The sequence below is a fragment of the Micromonospora sp. DT233 genome (assembly GCF_049841815.1).
GTDB lineage: Bacteria > Actinomycetota > Actinomycetes > Mycobacteriales > Micromonosporaceae > Micromonospora.
The window spans coordinates 92,330-113,456 of the sequence record NZ_JBNCLB010000006.1 but is presented as its reverse complement, the minus strand read 5'-3'; the positions used below and the strand labels follow the sequence as shown (position 1 = coordinate 113,456).

The 21,127-nt window shown below is 73.0% G+C and carries 19 protein-coding genes; 12 read left to right on the top strand and 7 right to left on the bottom strand.

Annotated features, from left to right (window positions below):
- Positions 1-22: 22 nt before the first annotated feature.
- The 10 genes from ACLQ2V_RS16240 (at position 23) to ACLQ2V_RS16195 (ending at position 11,806) form a co-directional block, all read left to right on the top strand.
- Positions 23-934: an Fpg/Nei family DNA glycosylase gene (locus ACLQ2V_RS16240; protein ID WP_425719313.1), complete on the top strand. Its 912-nt coding sequence runs from the start codon at positions 23-25 to the stop codon at positions 932-934.
- A 273-nt stretch (positions 935-1,207) separates the two neighbouring features.
- Positions 1,208-2,779 carry a sugar transferase gene (locus ACLQ2V_RS16235; protein ID WP_425719468.1) on the top strand — a complete coding sequence of 524 codons (1,572 nt, stop codon included), beginning with the start codon at positions 1,208-1,210 and terminating at the stop codon, positions 2,777-2,779.
- Positions 2,780-2,830: 51 nt separating this feature from the next.
- Entirely contained in the window at positions 2,831-4,054 is a 1,224-nt protein-coding gene (locus ACLQ2V_RS16230; RefSeq protein WP_425719312.1) for a sensor histidine kinase, read from the top strand.
- A complete protein-coding gene (locus tag ACLQ2V_RS16225; protein WP_425719311.1) occupies positions 4,051-4,827 on the top strand; it encodes a LytR/AlgR family response regulator transcription factor in 777 nt (258 codons plus the stop codon). Before ACLQ2V_RS16230 ends, ACLQ2V_RS16225 begins: the two co-directional genes overlap by 4 nt.
- Positions 4,828-4,948: 121 nt before the next feature.
- Positions 4,949-5,722 (top strand): DUF5701 family protein, encoded by a 774-nt coding sequence (locus ACLQ2V_RS16220; RefSeq protein WP_425719467.1) that lies wholly within the window; start codon positions 4,949-4,951, stop codon positions 5,720-5,722.
- 262 nt (positions 5,723-5,984) lie between these two features.
- Positions 5,985-6,662 (top strand): response regulator transcription factor, encoded by a 678-nt coding sequence (locus ACLQ2V_RS16215; RefSeq protein ID WP_425719310.1) that lies wholly within the window; start codon positions 5,985-5,987, stop codon positions 6,660-6,662.
- A complete protein-coding gene (locus ACLQ2V_RS16210) occupies positions 6,659-7,717 on the top strand; it encodes a HAMP domain-containing sensor histidine kinase (RefSeq protein WP_425719309.1) in 1,059 nt (352 codons plus the stop codon). The genes ACLQ2V_RS16215 and ACLQ2V_RS16210 overlap by 4 nt, the downstream gene beginning before the upstream one ends.
- A gap of 674 nt (positions 7,718-8,391) precedes the next feature.
- The gene (locus tag ACLQ2V_RS16205) at positions 8,392-9,645 is read left to right on the top strand and encodes a DUF4153 domain-containing protein (RefSeq protein ID WP_425719308.1); all 1,254 of its coding nucleotides are present in this window, start codon (positions 8,392-8,394) and stop codon (positions 9,643-9,645) included.
- A 108-nt stretch (positions 9,646-9,753) separates the two neighbouring features.
- A complete protein-coding gene (locus ACLQ2V_RS16200) occupies positions 9,754-10,143 on the top strand; it encodes a hypothetical protein (RefSeq protein ID WP_425719466.1) in 390 nt (129 codons plus the stop codon).
- A gap of 1 nt (position 10,144) precedes the next feature.
- The gene (locus tag ACLQ2V_RS16195) at positions 10,145-11,806 is read left to right on the top strand and encodes a sodium:solute symporter family transporter (RefSeq protein ID WP_425719307.1); all 1,662 of its coding nucleotides are present in this window, start codon (positions 10,145-10,147) and stop codon (positions 11,804-11,806) included.
- A gap of 6 nt (positions 11,807-11,812) precedes the next feature.
- On the opposite strand, the gene ACLQ2V_RS16190 is transcribed toward ACLQ2V_RS16195, so the two are convergent.
- Both ACLQ2V_RS16190 and ACLQ2V_RS16185 read right to left on the bottom strand, forming a co-directional pair.
- On the bottom strand, positions 11,813-12,631 hold the full coding sequence (locus tag ACLQ2V_RS16190; RefSeq protein ID WP_425719306.1) for a class I SAM-dependent methyltransferase: 819 nt from the start codon (positions 12,629-12,631) through the stop codon (positions 11,813-11,815).
- A gap of 15 nt (positions 12,632-12,646) precedes the next feature.
- Positions 12,647-13,048, bottom strand: a complete 402-nt coding sequence (locus tag ACLQ2V_RS16185) for a RidA family protein (protein WP_425719305.1) — start codon at positions 13,046-13,048, stop codon at positions 12,647-12,649.
- A 177-nt stretch (positions 13,049-13,225) separates the two neighbouring features.
- Between ACLQ2V_RS16185 and ACLQ2V_RS16180 the strand changes: the two genes are divergently transcribed.
- A complete protein-coding gene (locus tag ACLQ2V_RS16180; RefSeq protein ID WP_425719304.1) occupies positions 13,226-14,080 on the top strand; it encodes an NAD(P)-dependent oxidoreductase in 855 nt (284 codons plus the stop codon).
- 16 nt (positions 14,081-14,096) lie between these two features.
- A complete protein-coding gene (locus ACLQ2V_RS16175; protein ID WP_425719303.1) occupies positions 14,097-15,050 on the top strand; it encodes a 3-oxoacyl-ACP synthase III family protein in 954 nt (317 codons plus the stop codon).
- A gap of 6 nt (positions 15,051-15,056) precedes the next feature.
- On the opposite strand, the gene ACLQ2V_RS16170 is transcribed toward ACLQ2V_RS16175, so the two are convergent.
- From ACLQ2V_RS16170 to ACLQ2V_RS16150, 5 genes are read right to left on the bottom strand one after another with little or no spacing between them, the layout of a single operon-like run.
- Positions 15,057-16,079, bottom strand: coding sequence for a helix-turn-helix domain-containing protein (locus tag ACLQ2V_RS16170; RefSeq protein WP_425719302.1), 1,023 nt, complete (start codon positions 16,077-16,079; stop codon positions 15,057-15,059).
- 7 nt (positions 16,080-16,086) lie between these two features.
- Positions 16,087-17,139, bottom strand: coding sequence for a MupA/Atu3671 family FMN-dependent luciferase-like monooxygenase (locus tag ACLQ2V_RS16165; protein WP_425719301.1), 1,053 nt, complete (start codon positions 17,137-17,139; stop codon positions 16,087-16,089).
- Positions 17,140-17,144: 5 nt separating this feature from the next.
- A complete protein-coding gene (locus ACLQ2V_RS16160; RefSeq protein ID WP_425719300.1) occupies positions 17,145-18,455 on the bottom strand; it encodes an MFS transporter in 1,311 nt (436 codons plus the stop codon).
- Positions 18,452-20,011: an AMP-binding protein gene (locus tag ACLQ2V_RS16155; protein ID WP_425719299.1), complete on the bottom strand. Its 1,560-nt coding sequence runs from the start codon at positions 20,009-20,011 to the stop codon at positions 18,452-18,454. The genes ACLQ2V_RS16160 and ACLQ2V_RS16155 overlap by 4 nt, the downstream gene beginning before the upstream one ends.
- Positions 20,008-21,123, bottom strand: a complete 1,116-nt coding sequence (locus ACLQ2V_RS16150; RefSeq protein WP_425719298.1) for an HAD-IIIC family phosphatase — start codon at positions 21,121-21,123, stop codon at positions 20,008-20,010. The genes ACLQ2V_RS16155 and ACLQ2V_RS16150 overlap by 4 nt, the downstream gene beginning before the upstream one ends.
- Positions 21,124-21,127: the final 4 nt, after the last annotated feature.

Below are 21,127 nucleotides of genomic sequence, written 5' to 3'. Positions count from 1 at the left end.
CGAAGAAGGCTACCGTTGACGGGTGCCCGAACTTCCCGAGGTGGAAGCGCTCGCCGGTTACCTGCGGCAGCGCGCCGTCGCGCGGCGTGTCGACCGGGTCGAGGTCGCCTCGATCAACGCCCTGAAGACGTACGACCCGTCGCCGTCGGCCGTGGCGGGCCGCGCGGTGGTCGACGCCCGGCGGCACGGCAAGTTCCTCGACGTGGTCTTCGGCGACGGCCCGGACGAAGGCGACGAACCAGACCGATGCGACGAAACGGACCGAGGCGAGCTGCACCTGGTGGTGCACCTGGCCCGCGCGGGCTGGCTGCACTACCGCGAGTCGTTCCCGAACGCCACGCCGCTGCGCCCCGGCAAGGGGCCGATCGCGCTGCGGGTACGCCTCGACGACGGCTCCGGCTTCGACCTGACCGAGGCGGGCACCCAGAAGAAGTTGGCCGCCTACCTGGTGGGCGACCCGGCGGCGGTGCCCGGCGTGGCGAAGCTCGGCCCGGACGCGCTCGCCGCCGACCTGCCCACCTTCGCCGAGCGGCTGCGCAGCCGCCGGGGGCAGGTCAAGGGGGTGCTGACCGACCAGTCGGTGCTGGCCGGGGTGGGCAACGCCTACTCGGACGAGATCCTGCACGCGGCGCGGCTGTCGCCGTTCGCGCTCACCGACCGGCTGACCGACGACCAGGTGGCCGCGCTGCACGAGGCGACCCGGCGGGTGCTGGGTGACGCCGTGTCCCGATCGGTGGGACACAAGGCGGCGGAGTTGAAGGGCGAGAAGCGCTCCGGGCTGAACGTGCACGCCCGGACGGGGCTGCCCTGCCCGGCCTGCGGCGACACGGTGCGGGAGGTCTCGTTCGCCGATTCCAGCCTGCAGTATTGTCCGGGCTGCCAGACCGGCGGCAAGCCGCTGGCTGACCGTCGGTTGTCGCGGATCGTACGCTGAGTGACGAGATTCGGTCACTACGGAACGGAATGGCCGCGTGAGCGCCGATCATCCCGGTCCGCGCCTCTGGCGGGGTCAGCATCCATCGGTATAGTGGCCCGGTCCCCGGCTTACGCACCTGAGGTCCTGAGGTGGAGCCGGCCGGATCCCAAGCGGCACACCAGGCGCAATGTCCCCCGGGTCGGCGTCCGGTGCGGGCCCCGCGTGGGAAACTGAACGGTGGGCGACCCGGGCCCTCACTGCGAGTGAGCGGCACGCGTCATGCGGGAGGACATGGGTGAGGTGACGACAAGCCTCCAGCGCCCGGTAACCAACACATACCGGAGCAATAACGTGCGGCACGTCGACAGCTTCGAGATCCAGCCGCCGACACCACCGTCGCACAACGGGGTGCCCCGGTCGGCGTGGGCGCGAGCCCGTCGGCGGGTGTCGCGCTGGCACCGGCCGTACACTGCCGTGCTGCTCCTGCTCGACTTCGCGGCCGTGGTGCTCGCGGACTGGATCGCCCAGGAGGCGTTCGGTCAGGCCCGCGCGGGCTTCTACAAGGCCCAGGAGGACCCGACCTGGTTCTACACGGTGGCGTTCGTGCTGCTGCCGCTGGGCTGGTTGATCATCCTGTGGGGCAACCGGGCCTACGACCGGCGCTACCTCGGGCTCGGCCCGGACGAGTTCAAGCGGGTCATCCGGGCCGGGGTGACGGTGGCCGCCACCGTCTCGTTCGTCGCCTTCGCCACCAAGACCGACCTGTCGCGGTTCACCGTCGGCTTCGCCCTGCTCGGGGCGCTGGTGCTGATCCTGTTCGGCCGCATCGTGGCCCGGTCGGCGCTGCACGCCATCCGCCGCCGGGCCGGCCACGCCGGGCACCGGATGGTGCTGATCGGCACCCTGCCGGAGTGCCTGGAGGTCTACACGGCGGTCACCCGCAACCCGGGCGCCGGGCTGGTGCCGGTGGCCATCCACATCACCGACGGGTACGCCGCCGCCCGGGGCATCCAGACCCCCGTCCCGGTGTACGCGGGCCGGGACGTGCTCGCCCTGGTCCGGGAGGTCGGCGGCGACACGATCGCGGTCTGCGGCTCGGCCAGCGCCGAGCCGGGCGAGCTGCGCCGGCTGGCCTGGCAGTTGGAGGGCTCCGGCGTCGACCTGGTGGTCGCCCCGCAGCTCACCGACATCGCCGGCCCCCGCGTGCACATCCGCCCGATCGAGGGGCTGCCGCTGCTGCACGTCGAGGAGCCGACGCTGTCGGGCCCGGCGTTGCTGATCAAGAACCTGATGGACCGGGTCGCCGCGGGCGTCGGGCTGCTGCTGCTCGTCCCGGTCTTCCTGGGCATCGGCGCGGCGATCCGGCTCTCCGACCCCGGCCCGGTCTTCTTCCGCCAGCCCCGCGTCGGTCACGAGGGGCGCACGTTCCGGGTGTGGAAGTTCCGCACCATGTACGTCGACGCCGAGGACCGCCTCGCCGGCCTGGTCGACCAGAACGAGACCGACGGCATGCTGTTCAAGATGAAGCAGGACCCTCGGGTCTTCCCGGTGGGCCGCCTGCTGCGCGCCACGTCGCTCGACGAGCTGCCCCAGTTGATCAACGTGCTCTGGGGCGAGATGTCGCTGGTGGGGCCGCGTCCGCTCCCCGCCGACGACGGCGACTTCCTCGGCGACGTGCGCCGCCGGCTGCTGGTGCGGCCCGGCATCACCGGGCTGTGGCAGGTCTCCGGCCGCTCCGACCTCTCCTGGGACGAGGCGGTCCGGCTGGACCTCTACTACGTCGACAACTGGTCGCTGGCGTACGACCTGAGCATCCTGTGGCGCACCGTGGGCGTGGTGCTGGCCCGCAAGGGCGCCTACTAAAGGCACCCGGCACCACTGGCGCTGCGCTCCGCCAGCGGTCAGGATCTCGGGGTGGCTGGCAACGTCTCCGCCGTCGTCGGCGTGGTCTCGCTCGGCACCGCGTTGGCCGCGGCGCTGTACGCGGTCGTCCGGCTGCGCGCCCGACGGGGCATCGCCACCGCCACCCAGCGGGCCACCTACGCGGTGCTGCACACCGCCGGGCAGGCCGCCGAGCCGCTGCGCGGGGGCCTGAGCGCGGCGGGCGCGGCGAAGGCCGTACGCCATCTGCGGGCGCTGGTGGGGGCGGCCGGGCTGGCCCTGACGGACCGGGACACCCTGCTCGCCCTCGACGGGCGCGGCACCCACCACGGCGACCAGCTGGTCGCGGCGGCCCGGCGGGTCGCCGACACCGGGCGGTCCACGGTGCTGGGGGAGTCGGAGCTGCACTGCGACCGGGTCGACTGCCCGGTACGGGGGGCGGTGGTCGCCCCGCTGCGCGCCGACGGCCGGGTGGTCGGCGCGCTGGTCGCGGTCGCCGACGCCCCGCCCGCCCCCGGCCTGGTGCAGGCCACCCTGGAGACCGCGCACTGGGCCGGCAACCAGCTCGCCCTGGCCGAGCTGGACGCCTCCCGGGAGCGGCTGGCCCGCGCCGAGGTGCGGGCGCTGCGCGCCCAGATCAGCCCGCACTTCGTCTACAACGCGCTGACCGCGATCGGCTCGTTCGTCCGCACCGACCCGGAGCGGGCCCGCGAGCTGATCCTGGAGTTCGCCGAGTTCACCCGGTATTCGTTCCGGGCGCACGGCGAGTTCACCACCCTGGCCGAGGAGCTGCGCTCCATCGACCACTACCTGACCATCGAACGTGCCCGGTTCGGCGACCGGCTCCAGGTGCGGTTGCAGATCGCCCCGGAGGTGCTGCCGGTGACCCTGCCGTTCCTCTGCCTGCAACCGTTGGTGGAGAACGCCGTCCGGCACGGGTTGTCCCGCAAGCCCGGCACCGGCATGGTGAGCATCGAGGCCCGGGACGCGGGTGCCGAGTGCCACATCACCGTGGAGGACGACGGAGTGGGCATGGACCCGACCACGCTGACCGCCGGGATCGCCGAGCTGGCCGGCGCGGGCAGCGACCCCGGCGACGACCCGGGCCAGCACGTCGGCCTCTCCAACGTCGACGAGCGACTCCGCTCGGCGTTCGGGGACCGCTTCGGCCTGGTCGTCGAGACCGGCCTCGGCTCGGGTACGAAGGTGAGCCTGCGGGTGCCGAAGTTCCACCCCGGCGTACGGGCCGACTCGTGACCGAGCGAACCACGACCGGCGGGGCGTTCCTGCGGGTGCTGGCGGTCGACGACGAGCCCCCGGCGCTGGACGAGTTGGCGTACCACCTGCGGGCCGACCCCCGGGTGGCCCGGCTGCACACGGCGGGCGACGCCACCGAGGCGCTGCGGCTGCTCCGCGACGGCGACGTGGACGTGGTCTTCCTGGACATCCGGATGCCCGGCCTGGACGGCATGGAGCTGGCGCGGGTGCTGCGCCGCTTCGCCCGGCCCCCGGCGATCGTCTTCGTCACCGCGTACGACGACGGCGCGGCGGACGCCTTCGACCTGGGCGCGACGGACTACGTGCGCAAGCCGGTGCGGGCCGAGCGGCTGGCCGAGTCGCTGCGCCGGGTGGTGGGCGCGCGGGTGGTCCCGACGCCCCCGGCGGCCCTGGTCAGGGCGGAGGAGGACCCGACCATCCCGATCGAGCTGGCCGGCACCACCCGGATGCTGCCCCGCTCGGCGGTGCGTTGGGTGGAGGCGCAGGGCGACTACGCCCGGCTGCACACCGCCGACGGCTCGCACCTGGTCCGGGTGTCGCTGGCCACCCTCGCCGAGCGCTGGGCCGACGCCGGTTTCGTGCGCATCCACCGCTCGTACCTGGTCCAGTTGAAGCTGATCGCCGAGCTGCGCCTGGTCAACTCCGGGTACGTCGTGGTCGTCGACGACGCGGAGCTGCCGGTCAGCCGGCGCCACACCCGAGAGCTCAAGGACAAGCTGGTACGCGCCGCCAAGCAGGACTGGAACCGCTGACCCGACGGTCCTCAGCGCTGGCGGCGATGGGCCTCGGAGGCTCGGCGGTCGGGGCCCTCCGAACGGTGTCGTACGTTGTACGGTAGAGGTCACGACTTCTCGGGAGGCCGCCGTGACCGTCATGGACCACCGCACCACCGACTCGCACCACACCCCCGCCCCCAGCCCGGCGAGCTCCGCCGCCGGACCGGAGCCCGTCGCCGCCGACCGCCTCGACGCCGGGCCGGAGGCTGCCACCGGTGGCCGCGTCGACGCCGGGGCGGAGTTCGACCGGCAGGTCGACACGCTCGTTCGCCTCGGCTACCCGGCCCTGGCCGGGCTGACCGTCGACGGGTTCGCCGAGCTGGTCGCGCCCCTGCGGGCCGCCGCCGTCGCCGGGGCGACCGAGCTGCCCCCGCCCACCGAGGCCCGGGTGCCCTTCCTGCTGGTGGTAACCGACGACCTGATCCCCGTGCCGGAGCGCCTCGCGTTGCTCACCCTCGCCGGCCGGCGCAAGCCCGGCTTCGTCGCGGAGAACTTTCCCCCCGCCGACGTGCCCACGTTCGAGCCGATCAAGGAACTGGCGGTGCCGGCCGGGCCGGCGTACCTGCTCTTCGACGTCGACCGGGGGGAGGAATTCCGCAACGTGACGCCCGCCGCCGCCGTCGAGGCGATGGCGACCACCGGCCGGCTGCCGATCAGCATCGACGAGGGCATCGCGTTCCTCACCCACTTCCCGGCGGCGCTCGCGCCGAACAGGTGCTTCTCGCTGGTCGGGTCGCGCTGCGGCGACCGCCGGGTGCCCGCGCTCTGGATCAGCCAGGGCGCCCCCAAGCTCGGCTGGTGCTGGCACGGCAACCCGCACACCTGGCTCGGCTCCGCCTCCGCCCGCCCGGACCGGGTCGGCCTGGCCTAACTGCCCCACCCCACCCCACCCCACCCCACCCCACCCCACCCCGCCTGAACCGGGTTGATCAAGAGGTTTGCGTCATCGAGGAGATCGAAATTGACGCAAACCTCTTGATCAACGAGACCCAGGTGGGTCCGGGTGGGTCCGGGTGGGTGGGCGGGCTCGGTTTGGGTTGTCCACTGGGTTATCCACAGGTGTGGAGAGTTCTCCACAGGTTGTTCACAAGCCGCCCCACCGTTCTCCACTGGCGCTGCCTACAGTCCCTGCCATGAGGGAGCGCAGGGTGCTGGTGGTCGAGGACGATCCGACGATCGCCGAGTCGGTCGCCGTCCGGCTGCGCGCCGAGGGCTTCGCCGTTCAGCTCGCCGGGGACGGGCCCGGCGCGGTGACCCGGTTCCGGGACTGGCAGCCCGACCTCGTCGTACTCGACGTGATGTTGCCCGGGTTCGACGGCCTGGAGGTGTGCCGGCGCATCCAGGCCGACCGGCCGGTCCCGGTCCTCATGCTCACCGCCCGCGACGACGAGACCGACCTGCTGGTCGGGCTGGCCGTCGGCGCGGACGACTACCTCACCAAGCCGTTCTCGATGCGGGAGTTGGCCGCCCGGGTGCACGTGCTGCTGCGTCGGGTGGAGCGGGCGGCAGCCGGCGGGCCGGCCGCGCTCTCCATTGGCGACGTCGAGATCAGCCAGGCCGAACGCCGGGTGTGGCGGGGCGGCGTCGAGGTGCACCTGACCCCCACCGAGTTCGACCTGCTGGTGCACCTGGCCGGCCGGCCGCGCACGGTGCTGCCCCGGGAGCGGCTGCTGGCCGACGTCTGGGGCTGGGCCGACGGCTCCGGCACCCGCACGGTCGACAGCCACGTCAAGGCGCTGCGCCGCAAGCTCGGCGCCGGCCTGATCCGCACCGTGCACGGCGTCGGGTACGCGCTGGAGGCGCAGCCGTGACCGACCGCCTGCTGACCTGGCTGAACCGGGTGCTGCCCCGCCCACTCGACCCGGTCCGCTCGATCAAGGTGAAGCTGGGCGTCCTGCTGGTCACCTCGGGCGCGGCCGGCCTGTCGTACTTCTGGTACGCCATCGGCTGGCTGCCCCCGATGACCTCGGCGACGGCGATCGGCCTGGCCCTGCTCACCTCGCAGGTGCTCGCGCACGGGATGACCTCGCCGCTGCGCGAGATGAGGGCAGCGGCCGGGGCGATGGCCCGCGGCGACTACTCCCGACGGGTCCGCGCCACCTCCCGCGACGAGGTGGGCGAGCTGGCCCAGGCGTTCAACAAGATGGCTGCCGACCTCGCCGCGGCCGACCAGCGCCGACGCGAGCTGATCGCGAACGTCTCGCACGAGCTGCGTACGCCGATCACCGCCCTGCGGGGCGTGCTGGAGAACCTGGTCGACGGGGTCTCCCCCACCGAGCCGGCCGCGCTGCGTACCGCGCTGGCGCAGACCGAACGGCTCGGTCACCTCGTCACCGACCTGCTCGACCTGTCCCGGCTGGACGCCGGGGTGGTGCCGCTGCGCCGGGTACGCATCGACCTCGCTGACTTCCTCGACGAGGCGGTGGAGCACGCGGCGGCGACCGCCGCCGGGGTCGGGCGCGACGTCCGGTTCCGGCTCCGCCTCCCCACCGAGCCCCTGACCGGGTACGCCGACCCCGGGCGGCTGCACCAGGTCTTCGCCAACCTGCTGGACAACGCCGCCCGGCACAGCCCCACCGGCGGCACCGTGCTGGTCGCCGCCGAGGAACGCGACGGCGAGCTGCACTTCGAGGTCAGCGACGAGGGGGAGGGCATCCCGGACGCCGAGCGGGCCCGGGTGTTCGAGCGCTTCACCCGAGGCGACCGCTCGGGCGGCGGCGGCACGGGCCTGGGCCTGGCCATCGCCCGCTGGGTGGTGGAACTGCACGGCGGCACCATCGCCGTCCTACCCCCGAGTCCCGATGCCGCCCCCACCCACCCCCCAGGCTGCCGAATCCACGTAACCCTCCCCCACCCCACCCCCTAACCACCCCACCCCACCCCACCCCCACCCCACCCCCACCCCACCCGCGCGTCGATCAAGGAGTCGTGGTGCCCGACAATAGCGATAAGTCAGCATATGGGAACCACCACAGGTCCATGATCGACGCAGCGGGTGGGGGCGGGCGGGCAGCGGGTGGGGGCGGGCGGGTGGCGGGTGGGGGCGGGCGGGTGGCGGGTGGGGGCGGGCGGGTGGCATCGGGGTCCGGGGCTGGGGTGCCGCCGTCGCAGTGGGCGCGGCGTTGGCCAGGGCCGGCCGGGGCCGCCCCTCCCGTGGTGCTGGGGGCGGTGGCCGTCGCCGCCGTGATCGGGGCATCCGTCGTACCCGTCGACCGGCCCGGCCTCGGCTGGCTGGTGGCGGTGCTCGCGGCCACCGCCGCGCTCGTCTCGGCGGTGGCGGTGGCGGTGGGACGCAGGCCCGCGCCTGCCGCTCCCGTGCGGGCCGGGGCGCCCGCCGGTCCCACCGCGCCCGCCGTCCGGCCCGACGCCACGGGGGCGCCGGGCCGGACGGCGGCACCAATGCCGAAGACACCGGCTGTGGAAGGGGCGGCACCGGAAGCAGCGGCGCAGACAGCAGCGGCACAGACAGCAGCGGCACAGACAGCAGCGGCGCAGGCGGGGGCGGGGGCGGGACCGGCGGAGGGTCGCGGGGCGGAACGCGTGGTCTGGGCCGCCCTCACCATCGCCCTCGTCTCGGTCGGGTACGTCCGAGCGGCCGGCTGGCTCTTCGTACTCTGTCTGCTCGCCGCCGTGGTCACCGCGGCGCTCGCCGTGGCCGGCGGGCGTACGCCGCTCGGCATGCTCGCGACGACCGTGCTGACGCCGGTGGCCCCGTTCCGGGCGCTGCCGTGGGCGGCGCGCGGGGTGCCCCGCTCCGGCCCCGGCGGGACGACGATCGGGCGGAGCCTCGCCACCGTCGCCGCCACGGTGGGGCTGCTGTTCGTCTTCGGCCTGCTCTTCTCGTCGGCCGACGCGATCTTCGCCGACCTGATCGGCAACCTGGTACCGGAGGTGTCGTTGGGAGCCACGGTCGCCTGGCTGCTGCGCTTCGCGCTGATCGGCGGCGGTCTGCTGGGCGGGGCGTACCTGCTGGTGGCGCCCGCCGAGCTGGACGGGCTGCGGGCCGCACCGGCGCGGAAGGTGCGCCGGGGTGAGTGGGCGGTGCCGCTGGCCCTGCTCGACGCGCTCTTCGCCGCGTTCGTGCTGGTGCAGCTGACCGTGCTCTTCGGTGGCTCGAAGCACGTGCTGCGCACCGCCGGCCTGAGTTACGCCGGGTACGCCCGGGGTGGGTTCTGGCAGCTCCTCGCGGTCTCCGCGCTGACCCTGCTGGTGATCGCCGGCGCGGCCCGCTGGGCACCCCGGAGCACCCGCGTCGACCGGCTGCTCGTGCGGGTCCTGCTCGGCACGCTCACCGCGCTCAGCCTGGTCGTCGTCGCCTCGGCGCTGTACCGGATGCAGGTCTACGCCGACGCGTACGGGGCGACCCGGCTTCGGCTGGTGGTGGCCACCGTGGAGCTCTGGCTGGGGGTGCTGTTCGTGCTGGTCGGGGTCGCCGCGGTGCGGCTGCGGGCGGCCTGGCTGCCCCGGCTGGTGGTGGGGACGGCGGCGCTCGCGCTGCTCGGGCTCGCGGCGGTGAACCCGGACGGGCTGATCGCCGAGCGCAACGTCGACCGGTACCGGCAGACCGGGATGATCGACCTGGTGTACCTCGCCCGGCTCTCCGCCGACGCGGTGCCGGCGCTGGACCGGCTGCCCGAGCCGCAGCGCACCTGCGCGCTGCGACTCATCGCCGAGGAGCTGCCGGACGAGGGCTTCTTCGCGACCAACCTGGGTCGGGCGGCGGCCCGCGACCGGCTCCGCGAGAGCCCGATCGGCGCCGATGTCGGATCGTGCCCGAGCCTGCTGTCCTGGTAGCGCGGACGAACCGTCCAGCGCGGGCGGGCCCGCGACGGCCGCCCTTGACATTCCTTGCGATCCGGCGAGACTGCCCGGGTGGCGGATGGAACGCCGGGGGCGGCCGGGATGGCGGACGGGACGCCGGGGGCGGCCGGGCGGACGCGGGTGGTGCTGGCCGAGGTGTCCCGGCGGGAGCCGGACGCGCACCGGGCCCGGTCCGAGCTGACCCAGCAGACCCGGGTGGGCGAGGCGCTGGTGCGTGGGCTGGTGCGCGCGCAGTTGGCGTTGGCGCTGCGGCTGAGCCTGGTGGTGCTGATCGGCCTGGGCGGCCTGCCGTGGCTCTTCGCCGTCGCCCCGGCGGTCGGTCGGGTCACCGTGTTCGGGGTCAACCTGCCCTGGTTGCTGCTGGGGGTCGCGTCGTTCCCGTTCCTGATCGCCGTCGGGTGGGCGTACGTGCGGTTGGCGGAGCGCAACGAGCAGGACTTCACCGACCTGGTCCAGCGGCCGGAGCGCTGAGGTGGGCAACGGGTACGTCGTCCCGGCGATCGTCGCGGTCACCCTGGTCACCGTCGGGATCGGCTTCTACGGGCTGCGGCTGGCCCGGACCACCTCCGACTTCCTGGTCGCCTCCCGCTCGGTCAGCCCGACCTGGAACGCCGCGGCGATCGGCGGGGAGTACCTCTCGGCCGCCAGCTTCCTGGGCGTGGCCGGGCTGATCCTGAAGTACGGCGTGGACGTGCTCTGGTACCCGGTCGGTTTCGCCGCCGGCTACCTGGCGCTGCTGCTCTTCGTGGCCGCGCCGCTGCGCCGCTCCGGCGCGTTCACCCTGCCGGACTTCTGCGAGCTGCGGCTCGGCTCGCGCCGGTTGCGCACCCTGGCCACCGTCTTCGTGATCTTCATCGGTTGGCTGTACCTGGTGCCGCAGTTGCAGGGGGCGGGGCTGACCCTGGCCACGCTGACCGGGGCGGCGTACCCGGTCGGTGCGCTGCTGGTGGCCGTGGTGGTCACGGCGAACGTGGCGCTGGGCGGGATGCGGGCGATCACCTTCGTCCAGGCGTTCCAGTACTGGTTGAAGCTGACCGCGCTCGCCGTACCGGTGATCTTCCTGGCGTTGCAGTGGCAGGCCGACGGCCGCCCGGCGGTGACCCCGCCCGACGGGCCGGCGTTCCGGACCGCGACCACCGTCGTGGTCGAGGACCGCGCGACGCTGACGTTCGCGGCCGGCGACACCCGCGAGGTACGCCCCGGCGACCGGCTGCACTTCGCGGCCGGTGACCCGGTGCCGCAGGTCTCCGATGCGGTCACCGACGCCGCGGAGTGGCTGCTGCCGGACACCGCCGGCGACGGCGAGCGGGGCCTCTTCGCCACGTACTCGCTGATCCTGGCCACGTTCCTGGGCACCATGGGGTTGCCGCACGTGCTGGTGCGGTTCTACACCAACCCGGACGGGGCGGCGGCCCGGCGCACCACCCTGGTGGTGCTGGCCCTGGTGGGGGTCTTCTACCTGCTGCCCACCCTGTACGGCGTGCTGGGCCGGATCTACACCCCGCAACTGCTGGTCACCGGCCAGACCGACGCGGTGGTGGTGTTGCTGCCCGGCGCGGCGCTCGGCGCCGGCACGACCGGCCGGCTGCTGGCCGCGCTGGTGGCCGCCGGGGCGTTCGCCGCGTTCCTCTCCACCTCCTCCGGGCTGCTGACCAGCGTCGCCGGGGTGATCTCCACGGACGTGCTGGGACGCGGCTCGGTGCGCAACTTCCGGCTGGCCACGGTGGTCGCGGGGGGCGTGCCGACGGTGCTCGCGCTGAACGTCTCGGGGATGGACGTCTCGCAGGTGGTCGGGCTGGCCTTCGCGGTGGCCGCGTCGAGCTTCTGCCCGCTGCTGGTGCTGGGCATCTGGTGGCGGGGCCTGACCGACGTGGGTGCCGCCGCCGGGGTGCTGGTCGGTGGCGGCGCGGCGATCGGGGCGGTGCTGGTGACGGTGCTGGGCCCGCCGCTGACCGGTTGGCCGGCCACGCTGACCACTCAGCCGGCCGCCTGGACGGTCCCGCTGGCCTTCACCGTGATGGTCGCGGTGTCGGTGGTGTCCCGCCGCCGGCTCCCCGCCGACGTCGCCGGCACCATGCTGCGCCTGCACTCCCCGGAGGCGCTGCGCGCGGAGGGGCGGGGCGACCGGCTGTGACGTCGGTCAGTGGAGCCGGGCCTGTTTCTCGGCGTCCTCCCGCAACGCCGCCGAATACTTCACGGTGCCGCCGGTGGTGCCGTAGTCGCGGCGGCGGGCACCGCTCGTCCGCCGGAGCATCGTGATGCTGTTCTGCGTCAGCTTGTGCGATTCCAGCAGGTTGACGATTTCCAGTTCACCCGGATTCGCCTGCTGGAACTGGCGCAGGTAGCGCAGAATTGCTTCCCCTTCGGGGTAGGTCATGAGGTAATGCATCAACAGCACCCCGCCGTCAGGGTCGATGCGCTCCCAGAAATGCTCGAAGAAATAGAGGCACTCCCAGGCGTCGACCCAGGCGAAGTCGATGACGTCGTATCCGGCCGGGAGCTTCTCCGCGCACTGCCGCACGTCGGAGTTGACCACGGTGACCAGCTCCTCGACGGCCAGCTCCCGAAGCACCTCGAGCACCTGGGGGGCCGAGGAGAACTCGTTGGACAGGTCGTCGACCGCGACCAGGCGGGGATCGTACGGACGGAGGTGGAAGGCCGGCGCCGCGAGCGCCGGCTCCTCGTTGAGCCATTCGTCGCGCAGACCACCGGCGAGGTGCCGCTCGGTCTTCGCCGCCAGCGCGCGGGCCTCGGCGGCGGCCTGCTCCCGTACGTCGGCGAGCGCCGCGACGAGGAACGGGGTGGTGTAGCCCATCCCCACCTCGAGCACCCGGCTCGGCCGCAGTAGGTGAATCAGGTTGACCAGCAGGGGAGCGACCACGTCGGTGCCCATCTCCGGCACTCGGAGGCGGGCGACGACGCGCTGGAACTCCGGGCCGGCGGTGCGATCCACGCGCATCCGAAACCCCGCCGCTCAGTTGGTGCCGACGACGGCGGTGACCTCGATCTCGATCAACGCCTCGTCCCGGAACAGCTTCGACACCTCGACCGTCGTGCTGGTCGGCAGGTCACCGGTGAAGTACTTCCCGCGCACCGCCGCGTAGTCGGCGCGGTGGGCCATGTCGGTGAGGTAGGTCCGAATGTTGATCACGTCGGCGAAGGTCGCGCCGTGCGCGGCCAACAACTGCCCGATGATCTCCAGGGTGCGCTCGGCCTGCGCCGTCATGTCGCCCACGCCGATGATCTCCCGGTTGTCGTCGTCGAGCGCGACCTGACCGGACAGAACGAGCAGGGTGACCTCGCCGAGGCGCACCTCGGCGACCTGGGAGTAGGGCCCCGCCGGCGCGGGCGCCCCCGTCGGGTTCACCAGTCTCATCTGCATTTGCTGCTACCTCGCACCATGATCCGGGGAAACGCCTTCGTCAACATACGGGCTCCGGGGACGCTACCACAACCAGTGGTGAACGCCATTCCCTGTCGGGTTGGTGAGTCACAAGTAGTTGCAATAAATGCGGCGTTGTCTCCCCTTCGCGGCGACGGTTACACTTCCGGAATGCAGCTGCGAATCGCATTCCTCGGGCTCGGTCGGATGGGCCTGCCCATGGCGATCCGGCTGGCCCGCGCGGGCCACGACATCGCCGTCTGGAACCGGACCGCCGAGCGGGCGCAGGAGGCCGTCGCCGCTGGCGCCCACGGTGCCGCCAGCGCCCAGGAAGCGATCGCCGGCCGACAGCTCGTGATCACGATGCTCAGCGACCCCGATGCGGTGCTCGGCCTCCTCGACGGGCTCACCCTCGAGCCGGGCAGCACCCTGGTCGAGATGTCCACCATCGGGCCGGAGACGGTGGCCGAGCTGCGCAAGCGGCTGCCCGCAGAGGTGACGCTGATCGACGCGCCGGTGCTGGGCAGCGTGCCGCAGGCGGAAAGCGGCGCGTTGCACGTCTTCGCCGGCGGGTCGGCGCAGGACGTGGCCCACTGCATGCCGGTGCTCTCCGTGCTGGGCAACGTCGAGCACGTCGGCGCCCTCGGCGACGGTGCCGCCGTCAAGCTCGTGGTCAACGTGGCCACCATCAACTCGGCCGTGCTCCTCGGTGAGGCCCTGGGGTTGGCCGCCCGGCTGGGCATCGCCCGGGAGGCCGCCTTCGACGCGCTCACCCGCACCACGCTGGCCCCGCTGATCGGGGTGATGCGTCCCCGGGTGGGCGCCGCGCAGCAGCCGACGCTCTTCGCGTTGGGGCTCGCCGAGAAGGATCTGCGCCTGGCCGTGGAGTCCGGTGCCCGCCCCGACGGTGTGATCACGGCGGCCCGGCGGGCGCTGGCCGAGGCGCGCGACGCCGGCCTGGGCGACGAGGACCTGAGCGCGATCATCCGGACCCTCGCCGAAGGGCCCACCCGTCAGGCGGGATGAGCGGGAGGAGTGTGGTGTGGCGGCAATCGTCGACTTCGAGGTTCGGCTCCCCACGGGGCGCGCGGACGTACGGGACATGCAGCGGGCGTCCGGGTTGGCCCTGGCCGAGATCCTGGAGATCACCCATGCCGAGCAGTTCCCCGTGCTGGACGAGCACGAGGCCGCCTGGGAGCTCGCGGCCGAGGCCGCCGGCACGGTGCTCAAGCGCAGCGACGTCCCGCCGGACGCCATCGACCTGGTGCTCTACGCCGGCTCCGGCGAGTGGGACCGGCCGTTCTGGTCACCGGCGGCGAAGGTCGCCGCCGAGCTGGGAATCGAACGGGCGCACTGCTTCGAGGTGTCCAACTTCTGCAACGCCGCGATGACGGCGGTCCAGCTCGCGGCCGACAAGATCACTCTCGGGCGAGCCCGATATGCGCTGGTCCTCATCGGGGATCGGCTGAGCCAACTGGTCGACTACCACGATCCCGAGTCGAAGGTGCTGTTCAACTTCGGCGACGCGCCCGCCGCCGTCCTCATCGGCGCCGACGGGCCGCTCGAACTGCTGCACTCGCAGATGCGCACGGAGCCGGGATGGGCCGACTACTACTCGGGAGACATCGAGGACGACCGCATCGTCATGCGCCGGCGCGGGCACCGCAAGGGGCTCGGCGACGCGTACCTGCGCAACTTCGTGGAGCTGACCAACGACACGCTGTCGACCCTGGAACTGGCCCCGGCGGACGTCCGCTACTTCCTCATCAACCAGGGTGACCGGAACATGCACGAACGGGTCCTCGGAGCACTGGGCGTGCCCGCGCAACGCTCGGTGTTCAACTACCACCGCTACGGGCACATGGGCGGCTCGGACCCTTTCATCGCCCTCGGGCAACTCCTGGACGAGGGGCGGCTCGCATCGGGTGACGTGGTGCTGGTGGCGAGCAGCGGGATGGGCTTCTCCTGGGGGGTGACCGCGCTGCGCCGCCGCTGAGCCGGCTCAGCGCTGCCCCGCCGTCACCGGCTGCCCGGTCCTGACCGCGCCCGACGAGGACGGGAACCAGACGAGCGGCTCGCCGGACCAGGCGCCGACCACGGTCGCCAGCCCGGTCAGGTCACGTGGTTGTTCGAGCCGCCCCGCCCACCGTTCCAGCAGTCGCTGCCAGCTGCCCGCCGCCGGCACCGGATGCAGGTGGAAGCGACGGTGGGCGCGCAACCAGGAGCGGACGACCGGCTGCTCGCGGGCGCTCTCCCCGGCGCAGGCGACGTGCACGTCCCACTCCGGCGGCACGCGCGCATCGAGCGCGTCGAAGAAGTCGACGACCTTTCCGGGGCTGGTGCCGGGACTCGTGCCGGGGGTCGGCAGGGCAGCGGCGCGGAGCACGTGGAGCAGGAACTGGCGCCCGGGGTCGTACTCGGCCCGGGGCTCGCCCGCGGCCCGGGTGGTGTGGGCCCGGCGGCCGGGGGCCGACCCCGGCTGGCCTCGCTCCGCCGCCAGCGCCAGGATCCGGTCGCCAGAGGCGATCCGTAGCCCGGCGACCGAGCGGACCGCCGCCGCGAAGCGGGGATCCTGGAAGAGCCGCCAGGTGGCCACCACGTGCGGCCGCAGGCCCGCCGCCCGCCAGAGCCGGGAGACGGCGGTCTGGTTGAGCCCCGCGACCGCCGCCATCGCCCGGGTCGACCAGAGCTCGGCCCCGGCCGGCGGCGCCGTCTGGAGCGTGCGGGCCAGCACCGCGTCGATCTGCGCGGCGGTGATCCGTCGGCCGGCTCCCGGTCGTGGCACGTCGAGCAGACCGGCGAGCCGCTGGTCGACGAAACGGGACCGCCACTTGCCCGTCGTGTGCGGCCCCACCTCCAGCTTCCTGGCGACATCCTGGTTGGACAGGCCCTCGGCGCTGGCCAGCACGATCCGGGCGCGCAGGGCCTGGCGCTCCGCGTCCGTCCGCCCCGCCCACTCCTCGAGCGTGCGGCGCTCACACTCGGAGAGGACCAGCTCGGCCTTCGGTCGACCCCGGGCGTTCATCTGCCGGTCAGCTGGCGTCGGAGGCGAACCGCAGCCGAAGCTCGTTGAGCTGGTCCAGCCCGGCCAACACCGTCTTGTCCGGCAGCCCGAAGTCGATCAGACAGGCCAGCTCGTCGACTCCGAGGTCACGCAGCCGGGCTGCCACGCCGGACGCCTTCTCGACGGTGCCCAGCAGGCCCCCCTCGTCGAAGTACCGCTGGAACGACCGCTCGACCAGGAAGTCCAGCTCGGCCGGGGGCAGCTTGGCCGGATCGATCCGGCGTTTCCCGTCCATCCGGGACCCGAGGATCAAGTGCAGTGAACTGCGGATGTATTCGCTCAGCGCGGGGCGGACCAGGTCTCGCGTCCGCTCCTCGTCGTCGCCCAGGTGGGTGTGCACCATCAGGGCCACGTGGCCGGGCCAGTCGCCGGGCCGGGCGGCGACCGCCTCGCGGTACACGGCGATCTTTCCGGCCAGGTCGTCGAGGTCCTGGCCGAGCAGGTGGGTCAGCAGCCCGGCACCGAGCTGACCGGCGGTGCGGAAGGTCTCCACGGCACCACCGCTGGTCAGCCAGATCGGCAGTTCGGCCTGCACCGGCGGCGGGAAGACGCGCACCTGCCGGCTCTCCCCCACCCCGTCGGTTGCGGTGATCGACTCACCTCGCCACAGCGCCCGGATCTGCTCGGCGTACTCCGCCAGCAGGGTGCGACGGTCGGCGTACGTCTCCGGGCGGAGCACGAAGTCGGCCGCGTGCCAACCCGAGGCGAGGGAGACGCCCACCCGCCCGTTGGAGAGGTTGTCCACCATGGCCCACTCCTCGGCGATGCGCAGCGGGTGGTGCAGCGGCGCGACGACGCTGCCCGCGCGGATCGCCACCCGGCTGGTCACCGCCGCGACCGCCGCGCTGGTGACCGCGGGGTTCGGGTACAGGCCGCCGAACGGGTGGAAGTGGCGTTCGGGCGTCCAGACCGCGGCGAAGTCGTTGGCGTCGGCGAACCGGGCGCCCTCCAGCAGGACGCGGTACCGGTCGTTCTGCCCGGCCCGGCTGTCGTTGGCGAAGTAGAAGAGGCTGAAGTCCATTCGGGTCAGCTCCTGTCGGACGAGAGGGAATCGCCGGCCGGCTCGGGCTCGGGCACGCTCGGCTGCTCCTGCGCCGCGGCCACGCCGCTACGGTTCGCGTCGTGTCGCGCCGCACGCACCACGGCGGGAGCGAGCAGGCCGGCGGCGCACATCACCGCGCCGAAGATCAGCCAACCGGACCAGCCGAGGCCGATGATGAGCACCGTCGCGGCGAACGGGGTGATGGTGGAGCCGAGTTGCGTCGACATGCCGAACAACCCCTGGTACTGGCCGTGGCTGCCCTCCGGAGCCAGCCCGTACGCCAACGACCAGGCTCCCGAGCTGTGCAGCATCTCGCCGAGCACGTGCACGAGGGCGCCGGCCAGCAGGGCTGCCACCGCGGCCCAGGTGGGCAGGCCACCGGCGAGGGCGAAGAGCACGCAGCAGGCGGCGAGCACCAGGCCGGCCCGCCGCCAGGCCCGGGCGCCACCGTCCAGGCGCTCCGCCCCTCGACTGACCCGGACCTGGAGCAGCACCACGCAGATCGTGTTGATCACGAGGATGGCGGGGTAGAGGGCGGTGGGGGCCTCGGTGCGTTGCGCGATCCAGATGGGCAGCGCCACCGTCAACAGCGGCCCGTTCATCACCAGCAGCGCGTTGAGCAGGACGAACGCCCCGTAGGGCTTGTCCCGCAGCACGACGAGGCTGGACCGCGCCTCGGTGTCGCGGGTCGGCGGCACGGTCGGCACCCGCAGGTAGGCCAGGCCGGCGACCGCGAAGAGCAGACCCGCGAGGAGCAGCAGCATGCGGTAGCCCGCCTGGGAGTCGAGGTAGAGCCCGATCCCACCGATCACCGCGCCCAGGCTGATGCCCAGGTTGGCCACGGCCCGGAAGTACGACCAGGCGCGGACCCGTTCCTCCGGCGGCACCACGCCGGCGACCAGCGCCCCCCGGGACGCGTCGGTGGCGGACTCACCGGCCAGCACCAGGCAGGCCACGGCGGTCAGCCACCAGAAGCTGGTGGCGAAGGCGTATCCACAGGTCACCAGCCCGAGGGCCAGCATGGCGAGCACGGTGGCGTTGCGCGGCCCGAAGATGTCGGCCGCGTGACCGGCCGGCACCGCGACCAGCATGCCGACCGCCGCGCCGATGGTCAGCGCCAGCCCGACCTTGGTGGCGGAGATGCCGATCGACGTGGTGAAGTACAGCACGCTGACCGACATGATGATGCCGTGCGCGGCGGTCTTGGCCAGGTTGCTCAGCGACACCACCCGCACGACGCCGGCGGGTGGGACGAGTTCCGCCGTGGCCGCACGCAGCCGGGCAACCGCCGTCACGCCGGGCCCGCCGTGGCCAGTTCCGCCACCGAATCCCGCAGCGCACCCCGGTCGATCTTGCCGTTGGCGTTCAACGGCATGGCGGGCAACCGGTGCAGCGCCCGCGGCACCATGTGCAGCGGCACCTGGCGGCGCAGCCACCGACGTAACTGCGGCACCTCTTCTCCGGTGTAGAAGCCGATCAATTCCGTTTCTCCTGTCCGATTGACCGCGACGACGACGGCCTGGGTCACGGCGTCGTGTCGGCGCAGCGCCGCCTCGACCTCACCGAGTTCGATCCGGTACCCGCGAACCTTCACCTGGTTGTCCAACCGGCCGAGGTGGACGAGATGACCGTCCTCGATCCGGACCCGGTCACCGGTTCGGTAGTAGTACTCATCGGTGAGGGCACCGCCATCGTAAGGTTCGGCGCCGTCCGGACCGAACGCCAGGAACCTGCCGATGTCGTCGTCGGGGTCCAGGTAACCGGCGAACCGCTGCACCCCGCGCACACACAGCTCACCCTCGTCGGAGGCGAGGCCGTCGGCGCCGACGATCACGTGATCGAGGAAGTCGTAGACCGGGCCGATCGGCACGGTGTCGTTGGAGGTCACCGGCCACCGCAGCGGGTCGAGGTCCAGGCGGAACTCGGTGCAGGCCACGGTCAGCTCGGTCGGACCGTAGACGTTGGTGATCACGGCCCCCGGGGCGATCTCCTGCCACCGCTCGGCCTGCCGGTAGGTGAGCGGCTCACCGATGAAGATGCTGTACCGCAGGTCGGTGACCTGCCCGACGGGCAGGGTGCCCAGTTCCTCGCCGACCGAGACCACCGACGGCACGGAGAACCAGTGCGTGATCCGCCGGTCCCGCAGGTAGTCCACGGGGCTGAGCAGTTCCGTGCGCCGTGGGACGGCCAGGGTCGCGCCACCGGCCCAGGTCACGAAGAGATCGAACACCGAGGGGTCGAAGGTGAGATCGAAGGTGTGCGACACCCTCGCCCCGGGACCGACCGCGAAGCGGTCGACGTTGTGCCGGACGTACGCCAGCGCGGCGCGCTGCGCAATCGGCACCCCTTTGGGCCGCCCGGTCGACCCGGAGGTGAACAGGACGTACGCCACGTCGTCCGGTCCCCCCCGGTGGTCGGCGAGAGCGGCGCCGACGCCGGCGGACGCGCGCACCCGGTCGTCGTCGAGCGCGAGCACCGTCGGGGCGGCGTCACCGAGACCACCGTCGAGCTGCGGTGCGCCGGATTCGTCGGCGATGAGCACGTCCGCGCGGGCGAGCTCGCACACCCGGCGGTTGCGCAGCACCGGGTAGCCCGGGTTGAGGGGTGTCACCGCCGCGCCGAGGCGCTGCGCGGCGAGGTAGCCGGCGAAGGCGGTGACGCTTCGCTGGGCGAGCAGCGCCACCCGCTGCGGCACGCGGCCGTGCCGGGCGACGATCTGCTCGGCCAGCCCGAGAGCGCAGCGGTGCAGCTCCGCGTACGTGAGCTCGCCGTCCTCGACCTCCACCGCGACGGCGTCCGGGTCGCGGGCGACGGAGGCGGCGAACAACTCGTAGAGGGTCTCGGCGGTCATGCCGGCACCACCTCCGACCAGGTCCGCAGCCGGGTGTCGGAGTCGGACAGCGCCGGGGCGCGCAACCGCAGCGAGGTCGGCCCGCAGGTGCGCTCGGGACGCAGGTGCAGCCGCTGCACCTCGTCCTCGGTCGAGCGGTTCACCTCGGCCAGGCACTCGCACCCGTCGTCGGTGAACCCGGCGAACCGGTAGGCGATCTCCATGATCCGGTTGCGGTTCGTGGGCCGGAAGTTCGCGACGAGGTGCACGCCGGCCCGCGCGGCCTGGTCACCCAGCCAACGCAGGATGATCGCGCCGGCGCCGAAGGACACGACCCGGCAGGAGGTGGCGAGCAGCTTCAGGTGCCACACCCCGGCAAGCCGGGCCAGCAGCACCACGCCGACCGCGCCGTGCGGGCCGAACCTGTCGGTCATGCTGACCACCAGCACCTCGTGGTCCGGATCGTCGATGAGACCACGCAGGGTGGCGTCGGAGTAGTGCACGCCGGTGGCGTTCATCTGGCTGGTGCGCAACGTCAGCTCTTCCAGCCGGGAGATGTCCTCGTCCCGGGCCCGGTCGATGACCATCTCCAGCTCGAGGCTGCGCAGAAAGTCCTCGTCCGGCCCCTGGAAGCCTTCCCGCGCGGTGTCGCGGCGGAACTTCGCCTGGTACATCTGCCGGCGCCGGCGGGAGTCCACCGTGACCGCCGCGGGGCTGAACTCGGGCCGGCCGGTCAGCTCCGCGACCTGGTCGGCCCGATAGCACCGCACCTCGGGCAGTTGGTGGTCGATCTCGGCCAGCTCCGTCGGCTGGTCGTCGATGAAGGCGATCGTGTCCAGGGCGAACTGCAACTCGTCGGCGATCGCCCGGATCGAGTCGGGCTTGCGCCCCCAACCGATCTGCGGGACCACGAAGTACTCGGCGACGCCGAGTTCCACCAGCCGGGCCCACGCGTGCTCGTGGTCGTTGCGGCTCGCCACCGACTGCAGGATCCCCCGGGCGTCCAGGGCGACGATGGTCTCCCGCACCTCGTCCGCCAGGGTCACCACGCCGTCCTCCAGCAGCGTGCCCTTCCACAGGGTGTTGTCCAGGTCCCAGACGAGACACTTCACCGTCGGCGGTGTCTGGCTCACGATC